Genomic DNA, 19,464 nt, shown 5'->3' on the forward strand with positions numbered 1-19,464 from the left:
TGTACAATATCGCTTAACCGAGTCTAATGCTTAAAGTGTCTAACGCCTGTAAACACCATGGCAATTCCGTATTCGTCTGCTTTTTTGATGGAATCGGCATCCTTAATGGAGCCGCCAGGTTGAATGATCGCCGTAATCCCTGCTTTTGCTGCTGCTTCAACGGTATCATCCATTGGGAAGAATGCATCAGAAGCTAGTGCCGCACCTTCTGCCTTTTCACCTGCCTGTTTTAAAGCAATCTCAGCGGAGCCGACACGGTTCATTTGACCAGCGCCAATCCCGAGCGTCATGTCTTTATTTGTAACAACGATGGCATTCGACTTCACATGCTTAACAACCTTCCAACCCAATTTTAGAGCGTCCCACTCTTCATCTGTCGGTTGTCTCTTCGTCGGGATCGTGATGTCAGCATCCTCGAATGTGTAACGATCTTGTTCCTGAACTAACAATCCACCTTGAATCGTAGTCATTTTCAATTCCGGTTTTTTGGCATTATCAAATGAAATGGTTAACAGGCGAAGATTCTTTTTACCTGTTAAAATAGCTAACGCTTCTTCCGAGAAGGATGGGGCAATAATAATTTCTAAGAAAATTTCATGAAGTTTTGTAGCCGTTTCAGCGTCAACTTCACGATTTAAGGCAATAATACCGCCAAAAATAGACACAGGATCAGCTGCAAATGCCTTCGTAAACGCATCATACACATTTTCCCCTGTCCCAACACCACACGGATTCATATGCTTGACTGCTACTGCAGCGGGTTCTGAGAATTCTTTGACGATTTGCAAGGCTGCATCAGCATCATTGATATTGTTATAAGAAAGTTCTTTACCATGAAGCTGCTCGGCATAGGCAATCGAGAACGTGGAACCAAGTGGTTTTTTATAAAAAGCTGCTTGTTGATGCGGATTTTCTCCATAGCGCAATGACTGTCTCAATTCATAGGTAACAGTTAACTTTTCCGGTGCTTCTTCCTGTGCAAGGTTAGTCATGTATTCCGCGATTAATGCATCATAGGCAGCCGTGTGACGAAATACCTTAGCCGCTAGTTTTCTTCGCGTTTCTAACTTGGTTTCACCTTCAGCCGCTAACTCAGCCAACACCTGGCCATAATCCGCTGGATCAACGACTACCGTTACATATTGGTGATTTTTTGCTGAGGAGCGCAGCATTGTTGGACCGCCAATATCTATATTCTCAATTGCATCAGCGACGGTTACATCTGGTTTTTCAATCGTTTGCTGGAATGGATAAAGATTCACACAAACTACCTGGATTGGCTCAATTCCATGTTCAATAAGCTGTGATTGATGTGCTTGGTCATCATGTTTAGCAAGCAGGCCGCCATGAATAAGCGGATTTAGCGTTTTTACACGTCCCTCTAAAATCTCTGGGAATCCGGTAACCTCACTCACACTTAAAACAGGTATTCCTTGTTCTTGAAGCGTTTTTTTCGTTCCACCGGTTGAGATGATTTCAAAACCAAGTTTCACTAGCTCTCTTGCAAAATCACTCACTCCGGCTTTATCAGAAACACTAATAAGTGCGCGCTTTTTCGTCATTTGTAACCTCTCCTCGTGTTAACAACATGTGTATAATATTTGGATATAATCTGTGTTCAATCGCTTGAATTTTCTTTTGTAAGCTTGCTCTTGATTCATTTTCCGCAATCTGTACTCGCTCTTGGACAATAATCGGACCTGTATCCATTCCTTCATCAACAAAATGGATGGTGACCCCGCTCCATTTCGCTTCGGCCTCCAAGGCCTGACCAATCGCATCCTTACCTGGAAAGGCAGGAAGTAAGGATGGGTGGATGTTCACAATCCGACCCTCAAATGCTTTTAATAGTGTTTGGCCAATTAACCGCATATAACCAGCTAGGACGATTAATTCAACACCGCGTTTTTTTAATTCCATCCATATTTCACTTTCATAATCTGCCTTACTACGATATTCCTTTGCATTAAACACAAAAGTGGGTATACCAGCCGCCCGTGCCCGTTCAAGCACATAGGCACCCGGTTGATCGCAAACTAACAAGGAAATATTCGCAGTTTGTCCCTCCGTCAGAAAGGCATCGATAATCGCCTGAAAATTACTTCCGCTCCCAGAGGCAAACACCGCCATATTTTTCATCATCGTATACCACGGCCCTTTATGTTAATTCCTTCTTGTCCCGTAACCATACCCATATCATAAACAGTTTCACCTGACTGTCTAAAATGCTCCATCACATCGGCTTTGGCATCCTGATCTACAGCGATGACCATGCCAATTCCCATGTTAAAAATATTATACATCTCTTGATAATCTAGTTGTCCAACCTCAGAAATCAATTTAAATACAGACGGAATTTCCCAGCTTTTTTCATCTAACTCTGCTCCGAGTCCAGCAGGCAGCATTCGTGGAATATTCTCAATAAATCCGCCGCCGGTAATATGAGCCATTCCTTTTAGATTGAATTTTTTTAATGCTGACAAAATCGGCTTCACATAAATTTTTGTCGGCTTCAGTAATTCTTCTCCTAAGGTACAACCGAGTTCATCGACAAACTCAATTAACGACCAATTGTTAAACACTTTTCTAACAAGTGAGTACCCATTGCTATGGATTCCGCTCGAAGCTAGGCCAATGAGGGCATCTCCCGCCTTAATCGTTTCTCCCGTGATCAATCGCGGCTTTTCACATGCCCCTACTGAAAACCCGGCAAGGTCGTATTCGTCTTCCCGATAAAGCCCTGGCATTTCTGCTGTCTCGCCGCCAATTAAGGCACAGCCTGCCTGTTCACAACCATCGGCAATCCCTTTTACTATTGCTTCAATTTTTTCCGGAATAGCTTTGCCACAGGCAATATAATCTAAAAAGTAAAGCGGCTCTGCCCCTTGAACCACAATATCATTGACACACATGGCTACAGCATCAATGCCAATTGTATCGTGGCGGTCCATCATAAAAGCAATCATCAGTTTCGTGCCTACACCATCGGTGCCTGACACCAAAACTGGCTCTTTCAATCCAAGTGCAGATAGATCGAACATACCGCCAAAACCGCCAAGGCCGCCGATTACACCGGCCCTGGCTGTTTTTTGCACATGTTTTTTCATCCGCTCAACGGCTTCATAGCCTGCCTCAATATTCACGCCCGCTTGTTTATACGCATTTGCCATGGTTGTCACCCCTTTTGATAATAATATTGAAGTGTGTCTGGATAGATTTCGGTTGGGTAATTTCCGGTAAAGCAGCCAAGGCAATAACCATTCGTTCCTTCTTGGCCAAATGCATTCATCATGCCCTCTATACTGATAAAGGTTAAGGAATCTGCCCCTATTAGTTCTCTGATCTCTTCAATCGATTTATCAGATGCAATTAGCTCTTCCTTGGAAGAGGTATCAATTCCGTAAAAACAAGGATTCTTAATCGGCGGCGAACTAATGACCACATGTACTTCAGTGGCGCCAGCATCTTTAAGCATCCTAACAATTCTTCTGCTTGTCGTTCCGCGCACAATCGAATCATCAACCATAATGACCCGCTTTCCTTCTACTACGCCGCGAACAGGTGACAGTTTCATTTTTACTCCTTGTTCCCTGAGAGATTGGGAAGGCTGGATAAAGGTTCTGCCAACATATTTATTTTTAATTAAGCCCATTTCATAAGGAATCCCTGCTGCTTCTGCATAGCCAATCGCAGCTGAAATACTTGAATCAGGAACACCCGTCACGACATCCGCATCAATCGGGGCCTCCATCGCTAATCTTTTTCCTAGGTTTTTACGGGCCGTATGGACATTGATTCCTTGGATGTTGCTATCAGGTCTTGAAAAATAAACATACTCCATCATACAAATCGCTTTAGTCGTACTCATCGCAAATCGTTCGGATTTTATGCCATTGTCATTAATAATTAATAGCTCGCCAGGCATAACATCTCGAATATATTCCGCACCGACAACATCAAAAGCGCATGTTTCGGAAGCAACCACATAAGCATCTCCAAGAATGCCAAGTGAAAGTGGTCTTAATCCATGCGGGTCAAGCGCAACCATTAACTCATTTTCCGTCATAATGAGGTAGGCATAGGCTCCCTTTAACATCGACAGTGCATTTTTGACTTGATCATTCAAATGGGAATAGCCGCTTCTTCTCATTAAATGGGCCAAAACTTCTGTATCAGAGCTTGTTTGAAAAATACTTCCTTGTCCTTCGAGCTGATGCTTAAGTGAATTAGCATTTACCAGGTTGCCGTTATGGGCAAGGGCAAGACTTCCGGTTTGCGAATGAAACAAAAGCGGCTGGACGTTCTCATAGCCTCCGCCCCCTGCCGTTGCGTAACGAACATGACCGATGGCGGAGTTTCCGGTTAAATCCTTCATCGCATCGGCCGTAAAAATCTCCGTTACCAGTCCTTCGCCTTTTACTACTTTAAGTGTTTTTCCGTCGTTGACGACAATTCCCGTTCCCTCTTGGCCGCGATGCTGAAGGGCATGAAGTCCATAATACGTTAACTGGGCGGCATCCTGATGCCCCCAGACACCAAAGATACCGCACTCTTCATTTAATCCTTTTATTTCAGGAAGCATGGGATAGCTCCTTTCCAAGCTGCTTTCAATTCTTCAGTTGAAGCTTTAAGTACCGTTGCCTCACCGTTTGTAATCTGCAATTGGGCCGTATCATTCACGCAGCCAATCTGCACTGCCTCTACTAAACTTTCAAACTCAAGCTTTTGTTCTTTCTTAACTGTTACAAGAAAACGAGATTGTGTTTCACTAAATAACATGGTGACTGGGTTTCCAGCTATGTTTACTTCTGCTCCAAGCTGTTCATTAGCAAACAGACATTCAGCTAAAGCAACAGCCAAACCGCCTTCAGATAAATCATGTGCTGATTTCACCAAGCCGGCACGGATTGCAGCAAGAACTTGATTCTGTCTTTCTTTTTCAATCGTGACATGTAATTCAGGAGCCTTACCAAACACCCGTCCATTCAGAAGCTTCTGCAGCTCACTGCCGCCAAATTCATCCTTGGTTTCCCCTACTAAATAAATGAGGTCGCCGCTTTGTTTAAAATGCTGTGTGGTAATATGTTCAATATCTGTTACTAATCCAACCATACCAACTACTGGTGTTGGATAGATTGCTGTTCCGCTTGTTTCGTTGTATAGAGAAACGTTACCGCCAATAACCGGCGTCTCAAGAACACGGCAAGCCTCGCTCATGCCCTCAGCCGCTTTTTCAATTTGCCAAAATACTTCTGGCTTTTCAGGATTACCGAAATTTAAGTTGTCTGTGATCGCTAATGGTTCTGCACCGGAACAAACAATGTTTCGAGCTGCCTCTGCGACGGCGATTTTCCCGCCCACTTCAGGATCTAAATAGACATAGCGAGAATTACAATCCGTTGTCATCGCTAAGGCTTTCCGTGTGCCGCGAATCCTTACCACGGCGGCATCTGACCCTGGAGAAACGACAGTATTAGTCCGCACCATATAATCATATTGCTCATACACCCATTCCTTGCTTCCAACGGTCGGCTGACGCAAGAGGGCTAATAACGTTTCTTTCAAATCCTCTACCTGAGGAATCTCGTTCTCCATCGCTTGGAATTCCGCGAAGTAATCAGGTTGTTTTGAAGGTTTGTGGTATACCGGTGCATCTTCTGCTAACGCATCAACCGGAACATCCGCCACGACTTCTCCTTTATGAATGAGACGAAGCTGTTTATCGCTTGTTACCGTCCCAATTCCGACTGCTTCCAGCCCGTATTTTTCAAAAAGCTCGACGATTTCTTGCTCCCGTCCCTTTTTCACGACGATGAGCATCCGTTCTTGAGATTCAGACAGCATCATTTCATAGGCAGTCATCCCTGTTTCCCGCTGTGGAACAAGGTCTAAATTCATTTCAATGCCCATGCCAGCTTTACTGGCCATTTCCGCAGATGAACTAACAAGACCCGCTGCCCCCATATCCTGAATGCCTACGAGTGCATCGTAATGTATTAATTCTAAGCAAGCTTCTAATAGCAGCTTCTCCATGAATGGATCACCTACTTGAACAGCTGGTCGATCTTCATTGGATTGTTCCGTTAATTCCTCAGAGGCAAATGTGGCCCCATGAATACCGTCTCGACCTGTTTTCGCTCCCACATACATGACTGTATTGCCTTCACCATGTGCCTGCCCTTTTTTGATATCCTTATGGTCGATGAGACCGACACACATGGCATTAACGAGCGGATTCCCTTCATAGCAAGGGTCGAATTGAATTTCACCACCTACTGTAGGAATACCGATACAGTTCCCGTAGCCGGCAATCCCAGCGACTACCTCTTTAAATAAGTAACGCATCCGGGCAGTGTCTAACTCACCAAAACGAAGTGAGTTCAACATTGCGATTGGTCTAGCTCCCATTGAGAACACATCGCGGATAATCCCGCCTACACCAGTTGCCGCTCCTTGGTAGGGTTCAATCGCGGATGGGTGATTGTGACTTTCGATTTTAAAAACAACCGCCTGTTCATCACCAATGTCAACGATACCGGCGCCTTCACCCGGTCCTTGCAGCACTCGCTCACCTGTAATCGGGAACTTTTTGAGAATCGGCTTAGAATTTTTATAGCTGCAATGTTCCGACCACATAACGGAGAATAGGCCTGTTTCCGTATAATTAGGCGTACGTCCCAGAATGTTTTCAACCAGTGCGAATTCCGCGTCGGACAAACCCATTTGCTGATATATTTTGTCTGCTTTGATCTGGTTCGGATTTGGTTCAAGCGTTAACAACATGTGCTTCCCTCCAAGTTTTCACAATCGATTGAAACATTTTCAGTCCATCGGCTCCGCCTAACAGTTCATCCACCGCCCGCTCAGGGTGTGGCATCATGCCTAGAACGTTTCCTTTGTCATTCACAATACCGGCAATATCCGCTAAGCTTCCGTTCGGATTTTGATTATAGGTAAAAATAATTTGGTTGTTTGCCTTAAGCTTCGCGAGTGTTTCCTCGTCGCAATAGTAGTTTCCTTCTCCATGAGCAACAGGAATAGTAATCGATTGCCCCGCCTTGTACTCGGATGTAAACATGGTTTGATTATTTTGTACCGATAATCCCACTGGTTTACAAATAAAGGAAAGACTATCATTCCTCCTCATTGCCCCTGGCAGCAATCCTGCCTCAAGAAGAATTTGAAATCCATTACAGACACCAAGGATTGGCTTTCCAGCCTCAGCAGCTTTGATGACTTCCTTCATGACATTACTAAATCGAGCGATCGCTCCAGTGCGCAAGTAATCTCCATATGAAAAGCCGCCTGGGAGGAGAATTCCGTCAAACCCATCTAAGGTTTCTGAATCATGCCAAACATATTCAACCTGTTCCCCAAGTTCATCTTTGATGGCATGGAACATATCAACGTCACAATTCGATCCTGGAAAGACGATTACCGCAAATTTCACTTAGTAACACACTCCTCTACTTCGAAACGGTAATCTTCAATAACCGGATTCGCTAACAGGTTCGTGCAAATTTCATTAACCACTTCATTAATATCGCGATCTGATTTTTCAATCGTAAGTTCCATATATTTACCGATGCGGACATCTGCTACTTGTTGGTAATTTAACGAATGTAACGAGTGGGTAACTGCTTTACCTTGCGGGTCTAACACGCTTTCTCTTAATGTTACATACACCTTTACTTTATACATGCTGATGTCCTCCAAGTCTCTCTAAAATAGTTTCATAGGCGTCTGTTAAACTTCCTAAATCACGGCGAAATACATCCTTATCGAGCTTTTCATTTGTTTCTTTATCCCAAAGCCTGCAGGTGTCAGGGGAAATTTCATCGGCTAGTAAAATTTGGCCGTCACTGTCTTTGCCAAACTCTAATTTAAAATCAATCAGGCTTATGCCTTGGTCATTGAAGAAGCTTGATAAGACTGTATTAATGTGGAGTGCTTTTTCTTGTAAAATGGCTGCCTCCTGGGCTGTAGCCACCTGTAGTTCAAGAATGTGATCAAGCGTGACGAGCGGGTCGCCTAATTCATCGTTTTTTAAGTAAAACTCAACCATGGGCTTTGTTAACTCACGGCCTTCTTCGATTCCCAATCTACTTGCTAGGCTGCCGGCTGCAACATTACGAACGACCACTTCAAGCGGAATGATGGATACCCTTTTAACCAGCTGTTCTGTTTCAGAGACTCGTTTAATAAAGTGGGAGTCTATTCCTTGTTCCTTAAGTTTTAAAAATAGCAAACTAGTAATCTCGTTGTTCAAACGTCCTTTTCCGTTGATTTCTGCCTTTTTTCCTCCGTTAAAGGCTGTAGCAGAATCTTTGTACTCGACCAACACCACTTGTTCTTCGTCTGTTGCGTAAATTCGTTTCGCCTTTCCTTCGTAAAGCAATTCTTTCATCTGAGCTCACTCCTATTCGCAATATTGGGAATCTTCAATTTGCGAAAAGAGGCAGATTTCCATCATGTGCTGCCTCTATTCCGTTTTTCTTTATGGGTACTTACTATTGGCTGCCGTGCATCCGTATTTTTCTTCGTTACGGTCGTCTACTACTTCTATTGACGACCGTCTTCTATAAAATCCTTACCCATTCAACCCTAAGCGATCAAAAATCATATCGACATGTTTTAGGTGGTAATTATAATCAAAACAATCGGCAATTTCCGCATCTGAAAGCAACGTGGTAATTTTATCCTCTGCTTCAATCAAACCGCGGAACGGTACTTGTTTCTCCCATGCTTCCATCGCCTTAGGCTGCACGGTATCGTAGGCTTCCTCGCGTGATAACCCTTTATCAATCAGCGCAAGCAACACACGCTGTGAGTAAATCAACCCTAAGGTCCGCTCCATATTACGCTTCATATTCTCTGGATACACGGTCAAGTTCTTCACAATGTTTCCAAACCGGTTCAACATATAATTCAATGCAATCGTCGCATCAGGCAAAATGATGCGTTCTGCAGAAGAATGGGAGATATCCCGTTCATGCCATAACGGCACATTTTCGTAAGCTGTCATCATATAGCCGCGAATAACACGTGCCATCCCCGTCATATTTTCAGAGCCAATTGGATTTCGCTTATGCGGCATCGCAGATGAACCCTTTTGTCCTTTTGCAAAAAACTCCTCAACCTCACGAGTTTCACTTTTTTGCAAACCGCGAACTTCTACCGCAAACTTTTCAATCGAAGTGGCAATCAGAGCAAGCGTTGACATGTAGTGAGCATGACGGTCACGCTGCAATGTTTGCGTCGAAATCGGTGCAGCACCCAGCCCTAATTTTTCACACACATATTGCTCCACAAACGGGTCAATATTGGCATATGTGCCGACAGCCCCAGAGATTTTTCCAAACTCCACACCAGCTGCCGCCTGCTTGAAGCGTTCAAGGTTTCGCTTCATTTCTTCATACCATAAAGCAAGCTTCAATCCAAAGGTTGTTGGCTCGGCATGAACGCCATGTGTCCGCCCCATCATCACCGTAAACTTATGTTCCATCGCCTTATTTTTTAAAATCTCAATAAAATTCTCAATGTCTTTTACTAAAATGGTATTAGCTTGTTTTAAGACATAAGATAAGGCTGTATCAACAACATCTGTAGAGGTTAAACCATAATGAACCCATTTACGTTCCTCACCCAATGTTTCCGAAACGGCCCGCGTAAAAGCAACCACATCGTGTCTTGTTTCCTCTTCAATTTCTTTAATGCGGTCAATATTGAAGGAAGCATTTTCGCGAAGCTTCTTAACATCCTCCTTAGGAATTTCTCCTAATTCAGCCCATGCTTCACAAGCCAGTATTTCTACCTCAAGCCAGGCATTAAAGCGGTTTTTCTCTGTCCAAATTGCACCCATTTCAGGTCGTGTATAACGATCAATCATGTTTTATCCCCCGATCATTTCTTTAGCTGATTTCCAGATGCTGCTTTCTTCAATTTCTGTAAGAGCAGCCTCCACATTTTCACGCAAAATAGTAACGTGACCCATCTTACGTTTAACTTTTGCCTCTTTTTTGCCGTACAAATGAATCTTCCAGTCATTCATAGTTGGAATCTCCGCAAAAAGGTGTTCAAGATGCTCACCTAATAGGTTGACCATAACGGCTGGTTTTAATAGCACTGTACTCCCTAACGGCCAATTGCAGATGGCACGAATATGCTGTTCAAATTGGGATGTCGCACATGCTTCGATTGAAAAATGGCCGGAATTGTGCGGACGTGGTGCCAATTCATTAATAAATAGCTTGCCCCCACTTGTCACAAACATCTCGACTGCCAATGTCCCCACTAATTGTAACGAATCAGCAAGCAGTTTGGCCTGTTCTACGGCTTCTAACTGTATCATTTGTGAAATCCGTGCTGGAACAATCGTTTTGTGTAAAATATTTTCCACATGAATGTTCTCCGCCACTGGTAAAAATGCCGTTTCCCCATTAAGCTTTCGGGTCACAATAACAGATATTTCTTTTTCAAACGCAATCCATTTTTCTAAAACACAGGCACCATGTTTCAACAGCGGTTCACACTTCGCTAAATCCTGCTTTTCTCTCAGCACCTGCTGCCCCTTGCCATCATAACCGCCTCTTGCCGTCTTCAGAACAGCCGGGTAGCCAATCGCTTCTATTTTTAAAAATAAATCAGCCATGCTGTCGATCACTTCATATGGTGCCACAACCACACCCGCTTGCTGGATCGCTGCTTTCTCCTTAATCCTATCCTGCGTGATCGTTAACAGCCGCGGACCCTGTGGTACATAAGCCTGATTACATAGCCAAGCTAATGTATCGGCATCAATATTTTCAAATTCGTAGGTAATCACATCACTAATCTCTGCTAATTGGCTGATCGCCTCACGGTCATCATAGGCACCGATAACTTCCACGTCAGCCACCTGTCCGCATGGAGAGTCTGCTGTCGGTTCTAAAACAGCTATCCGAAAACCTTGTGCCTTGGCTGCCAACGCCATCATTCGGCCCAGTTGACCTCCGCCGATAATGCCAATCGTTGCTCCAGGTAATATCGTTTTAGTAGACAAGTTGATCACTACTTTCCAGCACTTCTTGTTTCACTGCTTCTCTTCTCGCGTCTAACTTCTCAGCTAATGCAGTGTCACCCGTTGCTAAAATTTGTGCCGCCAGCAGACCCGCATTCACTGCACCCGCTTTCCCAATTGCAACGGTTGCGACGGGTACACCGCCAGGCATTTGCACGATAGACAATAAAGAGTCTAACCCTTTTAAGGCCTGTGTTTGAACAGGAACCCCGATGACTGGCAAGGTGGTCTGTGCTGCTACCATTCCCGGGAGATGGGCCGCACCGCCTGCCCCGGCAATGATTACCTTTAACCCTCTGTCTCTTGCTTCTTTTGCATATGTAAACATCAAATCAGGTGTACGATGGGCTGATACCACTCTTTTTTCATAAGCTATTTCAAATTGGTCGAGAACCTCACACGTATGTTTCATCGTTTCCCAATCCGATTTACTCCCCATAATGACGCCAACAAGAATGGACATCTCTTCTCCCCCTTTTTTACCCAAATAAAATGCCCGCAACAAATAGCTTCTCATCCAAGAGAAAGCCATTTGTTCGGGCACGATGATAATGCATACAAAATAAAGTAAGGGGCCAGCCCTTAATACCGAACCTATTGACTTTCCCTCATAGTCCAATAATTTACGGTTATTGGGTAGAAACTTATGGGCCATATTCCCATGGATATACGAGGGTAAAAATAAATGGTTTAATTCATAGCTTTATCTTACCAACCAACTCGTTGGGCTGTCAACAAATATGTCGAACGTTATTTTTGGAAAATAATATATTGTTCGTGTTTTACTCAATTAACGTGGCTTCGAAGACAATTTGACGACCAACTGGCTCATAAATCGTTTCTCCAGCTTTTTTCACTTCTTGAAAAATTGGCTTTTCAGTTCGACGGATAGGAGCATATCCTTGCTGTTTCATTCGATCCAAGCACTCCTCGATACTTTCATTTTCCTGCACTTCAAATCGCAGCTTCTTTTTGCTCATGAAAATAGCTTCCCTCTTTTCACTGATTTCACCCAAAAGCCTCCATGAATAGCTTTCGGTTCATAAGAGATAATAAACGCTTTGGGATCCAACGTTTTAATCTTATCGTATAGTTTTAATTCAAATTTTCTGGGAGTTAATATTTGCAGGGCCATGCGATTTCCTTCCAGCCCATGTGCGGCCCAGTCAGTAACTCCATAGCCCTCATCCCTTAATACTTTAGCTAAATCTTTATCATATTCTGCTGTAATCACATTAACAGTAATATATCCTAATGCCAGCTTTTCCTCAATTTTCATTCCAACGATAACGCCAATACCATAACCAACGGCATAGGCAATCAGATTTTGAATTTCATTTAGGTTATTCAATACAAGGCCAAGCCCAAGGACATAAATAACTACTTCAATCATACTGAGGGAGGCTGCCAAATAACGCTGACCTTTTAAAGTCAAAATCATTCTTATCGTAAAAAAAGAAACATAAACGATATTAATGATTAGAATAATCGCGACCATCATAAAACTATTTTCCAACACGAAAAGCCCTCCTTTGTAATAAGCCTCTCTCACTTTAGCACACTTTTATAATGAAATTAATGATGAATCCTAATTATTTGTACAAAATAAACAAAATATCATTTTTGCCAAAGAGGCGGTTATTATGTTAAAAAAAATCATCCCTACCATTCTTTTAATTACACTACCCATTCTGGTTCCAACTATAGCTTTTGCAGATCATCAAACCGATAACCTCAAAGCCGCTTTTATCAGGAACGATGATCTGTGGATGAAGATTGGCAATCAAGAACGCAAAATAACAACCAGAGGATTTATAAGATATCCAAAATGGTCTCATGACGGGAACTGGATTGCCTATTTAAAGGGGAAAAAAAGTGCTGAGGATATCCTGTACAATGGAGATCTGTGGCTATACAATGCTAAAATGAACCACCACATAAAAATAAAGGAAAATGTACATAACAACTTCCAATGGGCGCCGCACGATAATAAAATTAGCTTTTTGATAAACAAGGATTTATATGTCCTGCATTTGGAGCCGGCTACTCCTTTTCTTACGGCAAAGATTTCCGCAAATATCGAAAATTTCTCTTGGCTCCCTGATGGCAATGGAATGATTACTTCCGCAAAGGCGAGCAGGCAGCTCCATTCGGATATTATTTTATCCAAACTAACGTTTGAAAGACATAGACCAATCCTTAAGCCCTTTTTCACGATTCCAATCGGGGAAGAAGAATTTTTTGTCAGTACCAGTCCATTTAAATGGTCCTATGACCAAAAGTGGCTAAGTTTCTTACTGATCCCCACTGCATCATTGTCAGCAGATGCGAACACGCTATGTTTGTTAGCGGCCGATGGTGAGGTTTTTAAAAAGGTGGATGAAATGTTAAATGATGAGGAATGGTTTCAATGGGCACCAATGAAGGGCTCTCTTGGATACATTCAAGGGGTTGGCCGAGAAGCGATGAAGAATAAACAATTAAAGACGGTAAGTGTTCCAACCCTATACACAGGAATTTTTACTCCAATGGGTTTTGCAGATCGAGATTTATTTTGGGAAAATGATAACCACCTATACGCTTCACGCTCGAAAGAAAGTGAATTAGTGGATGTGAATGGACGACCACTACCAAGCATATATGAGATTAACATTTCTGCTAACACGCAACAGCAAGTCACTTTTCCTTCTAAAAATGAAGGTGATTTTGCGCCGCAGTTTTCCCGTAATCATCTAGTTTGGGCCAGGACGGATCGAAAAACAGCGGATATATTTATTTCAAGGATAGATAAAATAAAGGAAAAACAATGGATAAAAGATATAACTTTAGGGACCTGGTATTACGAGAAATGGAATTGGGATGAGGTTTTTAGTTTATATAAGCCTAACTCTTTTAAAAACAAACCATAAGAAGGTGGGGGCATGGCTTTAACGGGTTCACTTTAGGAGTGCAAACAATCAAATCACAAAGGCAAACACATCGTTTTTCACGTATGAAACTCGGTATGTTTTTTTGTTATCTTATCAAGATTTTAAGCGTTTAATTGTCTTTTTCATATACGAATTCCAAGGTAATTCTCAATGGTGGAAATGATTATTGGAGGCTATGTGAAAGTGCTATGTTTTATAGTGTGAATGGTTATAAGGTTTATCGTGTTGGCTACCTGAATTTTTTCAATTCAATCTCAGTCGTCAATTAGAGCTATTGAGGACAAACCTCGCATGGTTAGCGGGGAAACTGTCCTCAATAAGGGCTATTGAGGACAAAACTCGCATGGTTAGCGGAGAAACTGTCCTCAATAAGGGCTATTGAGGACAAACCTCGCATGGTTAGCGGAGAAACTGTCCTCAATAAAGGGCCATTGAGGACAAAACTCGCATGGTTAGCTAGAGTAATGTCCTCAATATGGAGGACCCTGGGGAACAAAGACTTATTTGAAATGTCCCGTGAATTTAGTGGTGAAAAACTTGCGAATTAAATAGTGATTTAACCTTGTGTTTTAATGTTTTACACCTCACAAGTGAACCCGTTGTCCTCAGCCATAATTTTCAACTTTAAGGCAAAAAAAGACAACCCAATACAGGTTGTCTTTTTGTCGTGCCTGGCAACGTCCTACTCTCACAGGGACGCGTGTCCCAACTACCATCGGCGCTGAGAAGCTTAACTTCCGTGTTCGGTATGGGAACGGGTGTGACCTTCTCGCCTTAATTACCAGACTATAAAATTAGAGAGATCGTTCTCTCAAAACTAGATAATCCAGAAGAAGTGTGGTAAAACTCAAGTTCGCTTTAAAAATTGTCCAGCTGCGGCTCCTAACTTCTCGGCCGTTTCGATCCGTCCCTTCAAATCCAAAACCAGGATTTGCAGTGCCGGCTCTCCAACGTCTGTCGAAGTTGACCAGTCGCCTCCGCTTTTCTATTTGGTTAAGTCCTCGAACGATTAGTATCAGTCAGCTCCAGATGTCGCCATGCTTCCACCTCTGACCTATCAACCTGATCATCTTTCAGGGTTCTTACTAGCTTGACGCTATGGGAAATCTCATCTTGAGGGAGGCTTCATGCTTAGATGCTTTCAGCACTTATCCCGTCCGCACATAGATACCCAGCGATGCCTTTGGCAAGACAACTGGTACACCAGCGGTGCGTCCATCCCTGTCCTCTCGTAATAAGGACAGCTCCTCTCAAATTTCCTGCGCCCACGACGGATAGGGACCGAACTGTCTCACGACGTTCTGAACCCAGCTCGCGTACCGCTTTAATGGTCGAACAGCCCAACCCTTGGGACCGACTACAGCCCCAGGATGCGATGAGCCGACATCGAGGTGCCAAACCTCCCCATCGATGTGGACTCTTGGGGGAGATAAGCCTATTATCCCCGGGGTAGCTTTTATCCGTTGAGCGATGGCCCTTCCATGCGGAACCACCGGATCACTAAGCCCGACTTTCGTCCCTGCTCGACTTGTAGGTCTCGCAGTCAAGCTCCCTTGTGCCTTTACACTCTACGAATGATTTCCAACCATTCTGAGGGAACCTTTGGGCGCCTCCGTTACTCTTTAGGAGGCGACCGCCCCAGTCAAACTGCCCACCTGACACTGTCTCCCACCCCGATCAGGGGTGCGGGTTCAGCCAGGGTATATCCCACCGACACCTCCACCGAAGCTAGCACTCCGGCTTCTCATGCTCCTACCTTTAACCTTGTTCTCTTACTTTCCTTTTCATCGTCATCGTGATCTCAATCTCAATCTATCCCAATCGCCATCATGATCACAAACATAATCCCAGTCTCTATCCCAATCCCCATCGTCTTCTTGATCACAAACATAATCCCAGTCTCTATCCCAATCCCCATCGTCTTCTTGATCGAATTCACCATAGTATCTCTTAGAAGGCATTCCATAATCGAAATCGTTATAGCGTCTCTTAGCAGACATTCTTTCTCGCCCCCGAAATCTAATTTGTACTTGCTCTATATAGTATTGATGAACAATAATAATGGTCTTGGACAAACGCTCAATGATTAGTAAATTAATAAAATTGCCTATAGTGGAAATATTTGAAAGTCCCCATGTTCATGAAGTTACACTGAATCAATCGATCGGTTTAACATTCTCGGGTAAGGATACGTTAAGCTTTTACATATGGTTGTCATGCAGCTTGTATTTATCTCCATTGTCGGTGTGTTTATAAAGCTTAAGGTGACGAAAAATCCTAATCCTTAGAACTAGGGGTTTTTGCATGACTTGGTTGATGAACAAGAGGAAAAGTCAAATTAAGTAAAAAAAATTTATGTTCAATATAGAAAAGAGACTAACTGCTATTACGGGGTGTTATTCTTTTTGGCTTTAATTATATTTCGATTCACCGGACCGGGCATTAGCGCATATACCTATCGTATGAAAAAAATTGTTAAAGAGGTGTTAAACTCATGACAAAGCATCACCCTAAGGATGGGGATGAAAAACACTCATTAAATCATGTCCTGTTTGATTTAATCAAATCAATAGCCAATGAGGAGGAGGCATTGGCTCTTCTGATTCAAGCTGAAGCGGATAAAATTCAAGCCTTTATCGGAAAACATTCTGACTTTCCTACCAAACCATGCAATAAAGAAATATTGGATTTGAACCGTTCGGTCACACAAATGCTGGAAACCATTGTAATGAAGGAATGGCTTTTACTAAAAAAATTAGAAAGAACACTTGAAGTCATTCATATACCACGAGAAGAGTGCGAAGAGTTTGAGGAGTTCGAAGAGTCCGGAGAGTTCGAAGAGTCCGGAGATTGAGCACCTTTGTCTTCAATAAGGAAGGGGAATATGAAAATGGAGGATCATTTTAGTGAAGATGTCAGCGAAATGTTAGAAGAATCTCTCTCTCATATACATTCTTCATTAAGACGCCTTTCACAAACATTCAACATGCTTGAAATGGCAATGATGAAACCAGACTGGTTTTCTCAAAACGATCTTTTTACCGTAGAAAGGGAGAGAGAAATCCAAAATGATTCCATTTCAGAAATAAAGCGAATAATGGAAGGAAGAAGAAAAGCATTTTTCAACATAATAAAATAAACAGACGCACAAATGTGTTGTCTGTTTATTTTTTATGATACGTTCCACTTTACCGTACTAGAGGGGTTTATTTGGAATAGATGTCACAAAAAAATAATGATTACATATAGGTATTATGTGGTGCATTTACGGATGCTTTACTTCTATTAGTGACAATCAAAGAGGAGGGCTATCATGGGTTTACCGGAAATACCGAAAGATTTTCATATCCCCAAAAGGCGGGATGTTGTAACGTTGAAATTGGCTGGAATAGCATTGATGGAACAATCATTGGCAAATTTATTAGAATCAGAGGTCGAAATTCTTCAGGCAACCGTGTCCGAATTTGAACATAAGAAGGCTTCCCTCAAGGACCTAAAAAAAGCAAACAGGAAGGCGGAAGAAATGCTTCGGGCTATCATTGCGAAAGAAATTTTACTAATGTTTGAACTTGAAGATACAATTAATTTTTTACTTTGAATACAACAATGAGGCAATCCAAAAGGAATTGGATTGCCTCATTGTTTAATACCTTTATCCCGGTAGTAGTACCGGCAGCGGCCCCACCTGTTCCACCTTGGCCACCAACCATTATTGAAAATACTTCACCCGGCGTTACAGGGAAATCACCCTTAATAGAGGCGCCAAGTCCATTTGCTGCAGGTCCTTTGCCACCTGCTGCACCAATCGCTTGGATTGTTGCGGTAGATGCAAATGGCGGAACAGCAATAAACTGAAGTTTGGCTCCTGCAAAACCAAATGTAAAAGGACCATAGCTTGCAACAGTGGCAGCTAAATCCAACGCATTTTCAAATTTGAACTCCAATAGTATTTCCTTATTAATAACGTCACAAATGGTCCTTTGGACACTTGTATCCGTAGCAAGAAGATCGGCTAACGAAACGGTTGCAGGAGAAAAAGTGATGCGTGTAGGTGTTAATGCTCCGAGAATAAGCTGTAGCTTCTCCGCTTCTGCATTCAGCAAATGAGCCAAGGCTAGTTCTTCAAGAGCGACTGAGCTAAGGAGCAATGGAACAGTCTCTGCCAAACTAATGGAAATCGTGGGTGTGATTTTGGGTATGTTTGGATTAGACATTTAATCATTCCATTTCAATTTTTTATATAAGTCCGTTATATTTACACCGCAGGTGCAGGTATCTAAAAAAAACTTATACACTTGCACATTATGAAAAATATGTAATTTAAAAAGGCTAATATCACGCAAAAAAAATTTTTTCAATGTGCTAATCCAATTACGCTGTTTTTTAGTAGAAGAGAGAAAAATAAAAACAGCCAGTACTTTTAGAAAAATGCCTTGGCTGTTTCTCGTGTTCAAAAACAAGATCGCTACAGCAGCTAAGCCCTCTCAACCAAACAATTCCCATTCCATATTCGGAATAGGAGTTTTTTTAACTCAATAGTTTGTTAAGGTAAGGGGCAGCCTGTTATTTCCACGTGCCCTTCTCCATTTTGTGTAAAGGTGACAACCTGCGTTCCATTAGGAGTATTATCGATAGTTAGTACAAATGTTGCAGTAGGTGCTGGTGGCTCTACATCAGTCAATAGGAGAGTGAAAGTAGAAGAGAACGGTGCACCATTAAAGTTTCCTGTTCCAGATCCCGTTACAATCATGGTATTTAAAATATCCGATAGAACAGGACAAGTTACCGAAGTGATTGTTGTAGCTATGAAAGATTCGCTAAAACCAGGTGGTGCTGAGTCGAAATTAAATGTGAACATACTACCTGCTGCTCCGCAGCTTGGGCAAATCGCTCCAGTTAGATCGATAGCACCTGTCACAACACCGACGCCAGGAACAGTAATTGAGACACCACCCATATGGAAGTTCAATGTAGCATTACAAGGGCAAGCTAGTGGCGGCGTAGGAGTGAGTGCGATTAAATCAAGAATATTTTCAAACTTGAATTCAAGAAGCATTTCCTTCTTGATCACATCGCGAAGTGCTCTTTGTACACTTGCATTCAAAGTAAGAAGGGTGGTCAACGAAACTGTTGCAGGAGATAATGTAGCACCTGTTGGGGTTAATGTGCCAAGAACAAGTTGAAGTTTTTCGGCTTCTGCGTTCACCAGGTGAGCGAGAACCAGCTCCTCGAGGGCTATGGAAGCCAGTAGTAGTGGAACAGTTTGTCCTACACTAAGGAGATTGTAGGCGTAATATTCCCTATGTTGGGATTAGACATTATTATTCACCTCCTTGGTGATTTTAACAAAAGCTGTACATGCCTTCGTTCCTTATTATTTTACTCAATTATGTTTTTAAGAGATTGTTTCCAAAAAACTAGAAAAAAAGGCTTTCTCCCTTGCGTTTTCACAGTTTTTAAATATAGGAAAATGAA

The 19,464-nt window shown here is 42.6% G+C and carries 19 protein-coding genes, 1 rRNA gene, 1 riboswitch and 1 other annotated feature; of the genes, 4 read left to right on the top strand and 16 right to left on the bottom strand.

Annotated features, from left to right (window positions below):
- Positions 1-23: 23 nt before the first annotated feature.
- The 13 genes from purH to AC3ANL_RS24640 form a co-directional block, all read right to left on the bottom strand.
- Complete coding sequence (purH, locus tag AC3ANL_RS24580; RefSeq protein WP_488326933.1) at positions 24-1,562, bottom strand: bifunctional phosphoribosylaminoimidazolecarboxamide formyltransferase/IMP cyclohydrolase; 1,539 nt, start codon at positions 1,560-1,562, stop codon at positions 24-26.
- Positions 1,537-2,139, bottom strand: coding sequence for a phosphoribosylglycinamide formyltransferase (purN, locus tag AC3ANL_RS24585; RefSeq protein ID WP_488329826.1), 603 nt, complete (start codon positions 2,137-2,139; stop codon positions 1,537-1,539). Before purN ends, purH begins: the two co-directional genes overlap by 26 nt.
- On the bottom strand, positions 2,139-3,170 hold the full coding sequence (purM, locus tag AC3ANL_RS24590; RefSeq protein WP_488326934.1) for a phosphoribosylformylglycinamidine cyclo-ligase: 1,032 nt from the start codon (positions 3,168-3,170) through the stop codon (positions 2,139-2,141). Before purM ends, purN begins: the two co-directional genes overlap by 1 nt.
- A 5-nt stretch (positions 3,171-3,175) precedes the next feature.
- The gene (gene purF, locus AC3ANL_RS24595) at positions 3,176-4,582 is read right to left on the bottom strand and encodes an amidophosphoribosyltransferase (protein ID WP_488326935.1); all 1,407 of its coding nucleotides are present in this window, start codon (positions 4,580-4,582) and stop codon (positions 3,176-3,178) included.
- Complete coding sequence (gene purL / locus AC3ANL_RS24600; RefSeq protein WP_488326936.1) at positions 4,567-6,783, bottom strand: phosphoribosylformylglycinamidine synthase subunit PurL; 2,217 nt, start codon at positions 6,781-6,783, stop codon at positions 4,567-4,569. The genes purF and purL overlap by 16 nt, the downstream gene beginning before the upstream one ends.
- Complete coding sequence (purQ, locus tag AC3ANL_RS24605; RefSeq protein WP_488326937.1) at positions 6,767-7,450, bottom strand: phosphoribosylformylglycinamidine synthase subunit PurQ; 684 nt, start codon at positions 7,448-7,450, stop codon at positions 6,767-6,769. Before purQ ends, purL begins: the two co-directional genes overlap by 17 nt.
- Positions 7,447-7,701: a phosphoribosylformylglycinamidine synthase subunit PurS gene (gene purS, locus AC3ANL_RS24610; protein WP_488326938.1), complete on the bottom strand. Its 255-nt coding sequence runs from the start codon at positions 7,699-7,701 to the stop codon at positions 7,447-7,449. Before purS ends, purQ begins: the two co-directional genes overlap by 4 nt.
- Entirely contained in the window at positions 7,694-8,407 is a 714-nt protein-coding gene (gene purC, locus AC3ANL_RS24615; protein WP_488326939.1) for a phosphoribosylaminoimidazolesuccinocarboxamide synthase, read from the bottom strand. Before purC ends, purS begins: the two co-directional genes overlap by 8 nt.
- Before the next feature lie 183 nt (positions 8,408-8,590).
- Positions 8,591-9,889, bottom strand: a complete 1,299-nt coding sequence (purB, locus tag AC3ANL_RS24620; protein ID WP_488326940.1) for an adenylosuccinate lyase — start codon at positions 9,887-9,889, stop codon at positions 8,591-8,593.
- Positions 9,890-9,892: 3 nt separating this feature from the next.
- Positions 9,893-11,041: a 5-(carboxyamino)imidazole ribonucleotide synthase gene (purK, locus tag AC3ANL_RS24625; protein ID WP_488326941.1), complete on the bottom strand. Its 1,149-nt coding sequence runs from the start codon at positions 11,039-11,041 to the stop codon at positions 9,893-9,895.
- Complete coding sequence (purE, locus tag AC3ANL_RS24630; RefSeq protein ID WP_488326942.1) at positions 11,031-11,522, bottom strand: 5-(carboxyamino)imidazole ribonucleotide mutase; 492 nt, start codon at positions 11,520-11,522, stop codon at positions 11,031-11,033. Before purE ends, purK begins: the two co-directional genes overlap by 11 nt.
- Positions 11,523-11,650: 128 nt before the next feature.
- Positions 11,651-11,752, bottom strand: a riboswitch (purine riboswitch).
- 89 nt (positions 11,753-11,841) lie between these two features.
- A complete protein-coding gene (locus AC3ANL_RS24635) occupies positions 11,842-12,039 on the bottom strand; it encodes an NETI motif-containing protein (RefSeq protein ID WP_488326943.1) in 198 nt (65 codons plus the stop codon).
- Positions 12,036-12,578 (bottom strand): DUF2179 domain-containing protein, encoded by a 543-nt coding sequence (locus tag AC3ANL_RS24640; RefSeq protein WP_488326944.1) that lies wholly within the window; start codon positions 12,576-12,578, stop codon positions 12,036-12,038. The genes AC3ANL_RS24635 and AC3ANL_RS24640 overlap by 4 nt, the downstream gene beginning before the upstream one ends.
- Before the next feature lie 124 nt (positions 12,579-12,702).
- Here AC3ANL_RS24640 and AC3ANL_RS24645 point away from each other — a divergent pair, with 124 nt between their 5' ends.
- On the top strand, positions 12,703-13,968 hold the full coding sequence (locus tag AC3ANL_RS24645; RefSeq protein WP_488326945.1) for a TolB family protein: 1,266 nt from the start codon (positions 12,703-12,705) through the stop codon (positions 13,966-13,968).
- 690 nt (positions 13,969-14,658) lie between these two features.
- On the opposite strand, the gene rrf is transcribed toward AC3ANL_RS24645, so the two are convergent.
- Positions 14,659-14,775, bottom strand: a 5S ribosomal RNA gene (rrf, locus tag AC3ANL_RS24650).
- A 215-nt stretch (positions 14,776-14,990) separates the two neighbouring features.
- Positions 14,991-15,834: a sequence feature (23S ribosomal RNA rRNA prediction is too short), on the bottom strand.
- Positions 15,835-16,483: 649 nt separating this feature from the next.
- On the opposite strand from rrf, the gene AC3ANL_RS24655 reads away from it, so the two are divergent.
- The 3 genes from AC3ANL_RS24655 to AC3ANL_RS24665 all read left to right on the top strand — a co-directional run bounded on the left by AC3ANL_RS24655 (position 16,484) and on the right by AC3ANL_RS24665 (position 17,587).
- Positions 16,484-16,843 carry an alpha-helical endospore appendage domain-containing protein gene (locus AC3ANL_RS24655; RefSeq protein WP_488326946.1) on the top strand — a complete coding sequence of 120 codons (360 nt, stop codon included), beginning with the start codon at positions 16,484-16,486 and terminating at the stop codon, positions 16,841-16,843.
- Between the two features lie 36 nt (positions 16,844-16,879).
- Positions 16,880-17,128, top strand: coding sequence for a hypothetical protein (locus AC3ANL_RS24660; protein WP_488326947.1), 249 nt, complete (start codon positions 16,880-16,882; stop codon positions 17,126-17,128).
- Positions 17,129-17,302: 174 nt separating this feature from the next.
- Positions 17,303-17,587, top strand: a complete 285-nt coding sequence (locus AC3ANL_RS24665; RefSeq protein WP_488326948.1) for an alpha-helical endospore appendage domain-containing protein — start codon at positions 17,303-17,305, stop codon at positions 17,585-17,587.
- On the opposite strand, the gene AC3ANL_RS24670 is transcribed toward AC3ANL_RS24665, so the two are convergent.
- Both AC3ANL_RS24670 and AC3ANL_RS24675 read right to left on the bottom strand, forming a co-directional pair.
- On the bottom strand, positions 17,571-18,203 hold the full coding sequence (locus AC3ANL_RS24670) for an alpha-helical endospore appendage domain-containing protein (RefSeq protein WP_488326949.1): 633 nt from the start codon (positions 18,201-18,203) through the stop codon (positions 17,571-17,573). The genes AC3ANL_RS24665 and AC3ANL_RS24670 overlap by 17 nt on opposite strands.
- A gap of 329 nt (positions 18,204-18,532) precedes the next feature.
- Complete coding sequence (locus AC3ANL_RS24675; RefSeq protein WP_488329827.1) at positions 18,533-19,237, bottom strand: alpha-helical endospore appendage domain-containing protein; 705 nt, start codon at positions 19,235-19,237, stop codon at positions 18,533-18,535.
- Positions 19,238-19,464 lie beyond the last annotated feature (227 nt).

Source organism: Neobacillus sp. DHD-1R (assembly GCF_057747995.1).

Bases quoted from the DNA above. Each gene is read 5' to 3' on its own strand.
- purH (WP_488326933.1), bottom strand. From the start codon at position 1,562: ATGACGAAAAAGCGCGCACTTATTAGTGTTTCTGATAAAGCCGGAGTG.
- purN (WP_488329826.1), bottom strand. From the start codon at position 2,139: ATGAAAAATATGGCGGTGTTTGCCTCTGGGAGCGGAAGTAATTTTCAG.
- purM (WP_488326934.1), bottom strand. From the start codon at position 3,170: ATGGCAAATGCGTATAAACAAGCGGGCGTGAATATTGAGGCAGGCTAT.
- purF (WP_488326935.1), bottom strand. From the start codon at position 4,582: ATGCTTCCTGAAATAAAAGGATTAAATGAAGAGTGCGGTATCTTTGGT.
- purL (WP_488326936.1), bottom strand. From the start codon at position 6,783: ATGTTGTTAACGCTTGAACCAAATCCGAACCAGATCAAAGCAGACAAA.
- purS (WP_488326938.1), bottom strand. From the start codon at position 7,701: ATGTATAAAGTAAAGGTGTATGTAACATTAAGAGAAAGCGTGTTAGAC.
- purC (WP_488326939.1), bottom strand. From the start codon at position 8,407: ATGAAAGAATTGCTTTACGAAGGAAAGGCGAAACGAATTTACGCAACA.
- purB (WP_488326940.1), bottom strand. From the start codon at position 9,889: ATGATTGATCGTTATACACGACCTGAAATGGGTGCAATTTGGACAGAG.
- purE (WP_488326942.1), bottom strand. From the start codon at position 11,522: ATGTCCATTCTTGTTGGCGTCATTATGGGGAGTAAATCGGATTGGGAA.
- AC3ANL_RS24635 (WP_488326943.1), bottom strand. From the start codon at position 12,039: ATGAGCAAAAAGAAGCTGCGATTTGAAGTGCAGGAAAATGAAAGTATC.
- AC3ANL_RS24645 (WP_488326945.1), top strand. From the start codon at position 12,703: ATGTTAAAAAAAATCATCCCTACCATTCTTTTAATTACACTACCCATT.
- AC3ANL_RS24655 (WP_488326946.1), top strand. From the start codon at position 16,484: ATGACAAAGCATCACCCTAAGGATGGGGATGAAAAACACTCATTAAAT.
- AC3ANL_RS24660 (WP_488326947.1), top strand. From the start codon at position 16,880: ATGGAGGATCATTTTAGTGAAGATGTCAGCGAAATGTTAGAAGAATCT.
- AC3ANL_RS24665 (WP_488326948.1), top strand. From the start codon at position 17,303: ATGGGTTTACCGGAAATACCGAAAGATTTTCATATCCCCAAAAGGCGG.
- AC3ANL_RS24670 (WP_488326949.1), bottom strand. From the start codon at position 18,203: ATGTCTAATCCAAACATACCCAAAATCACACCCACGATTTCCATTAGT.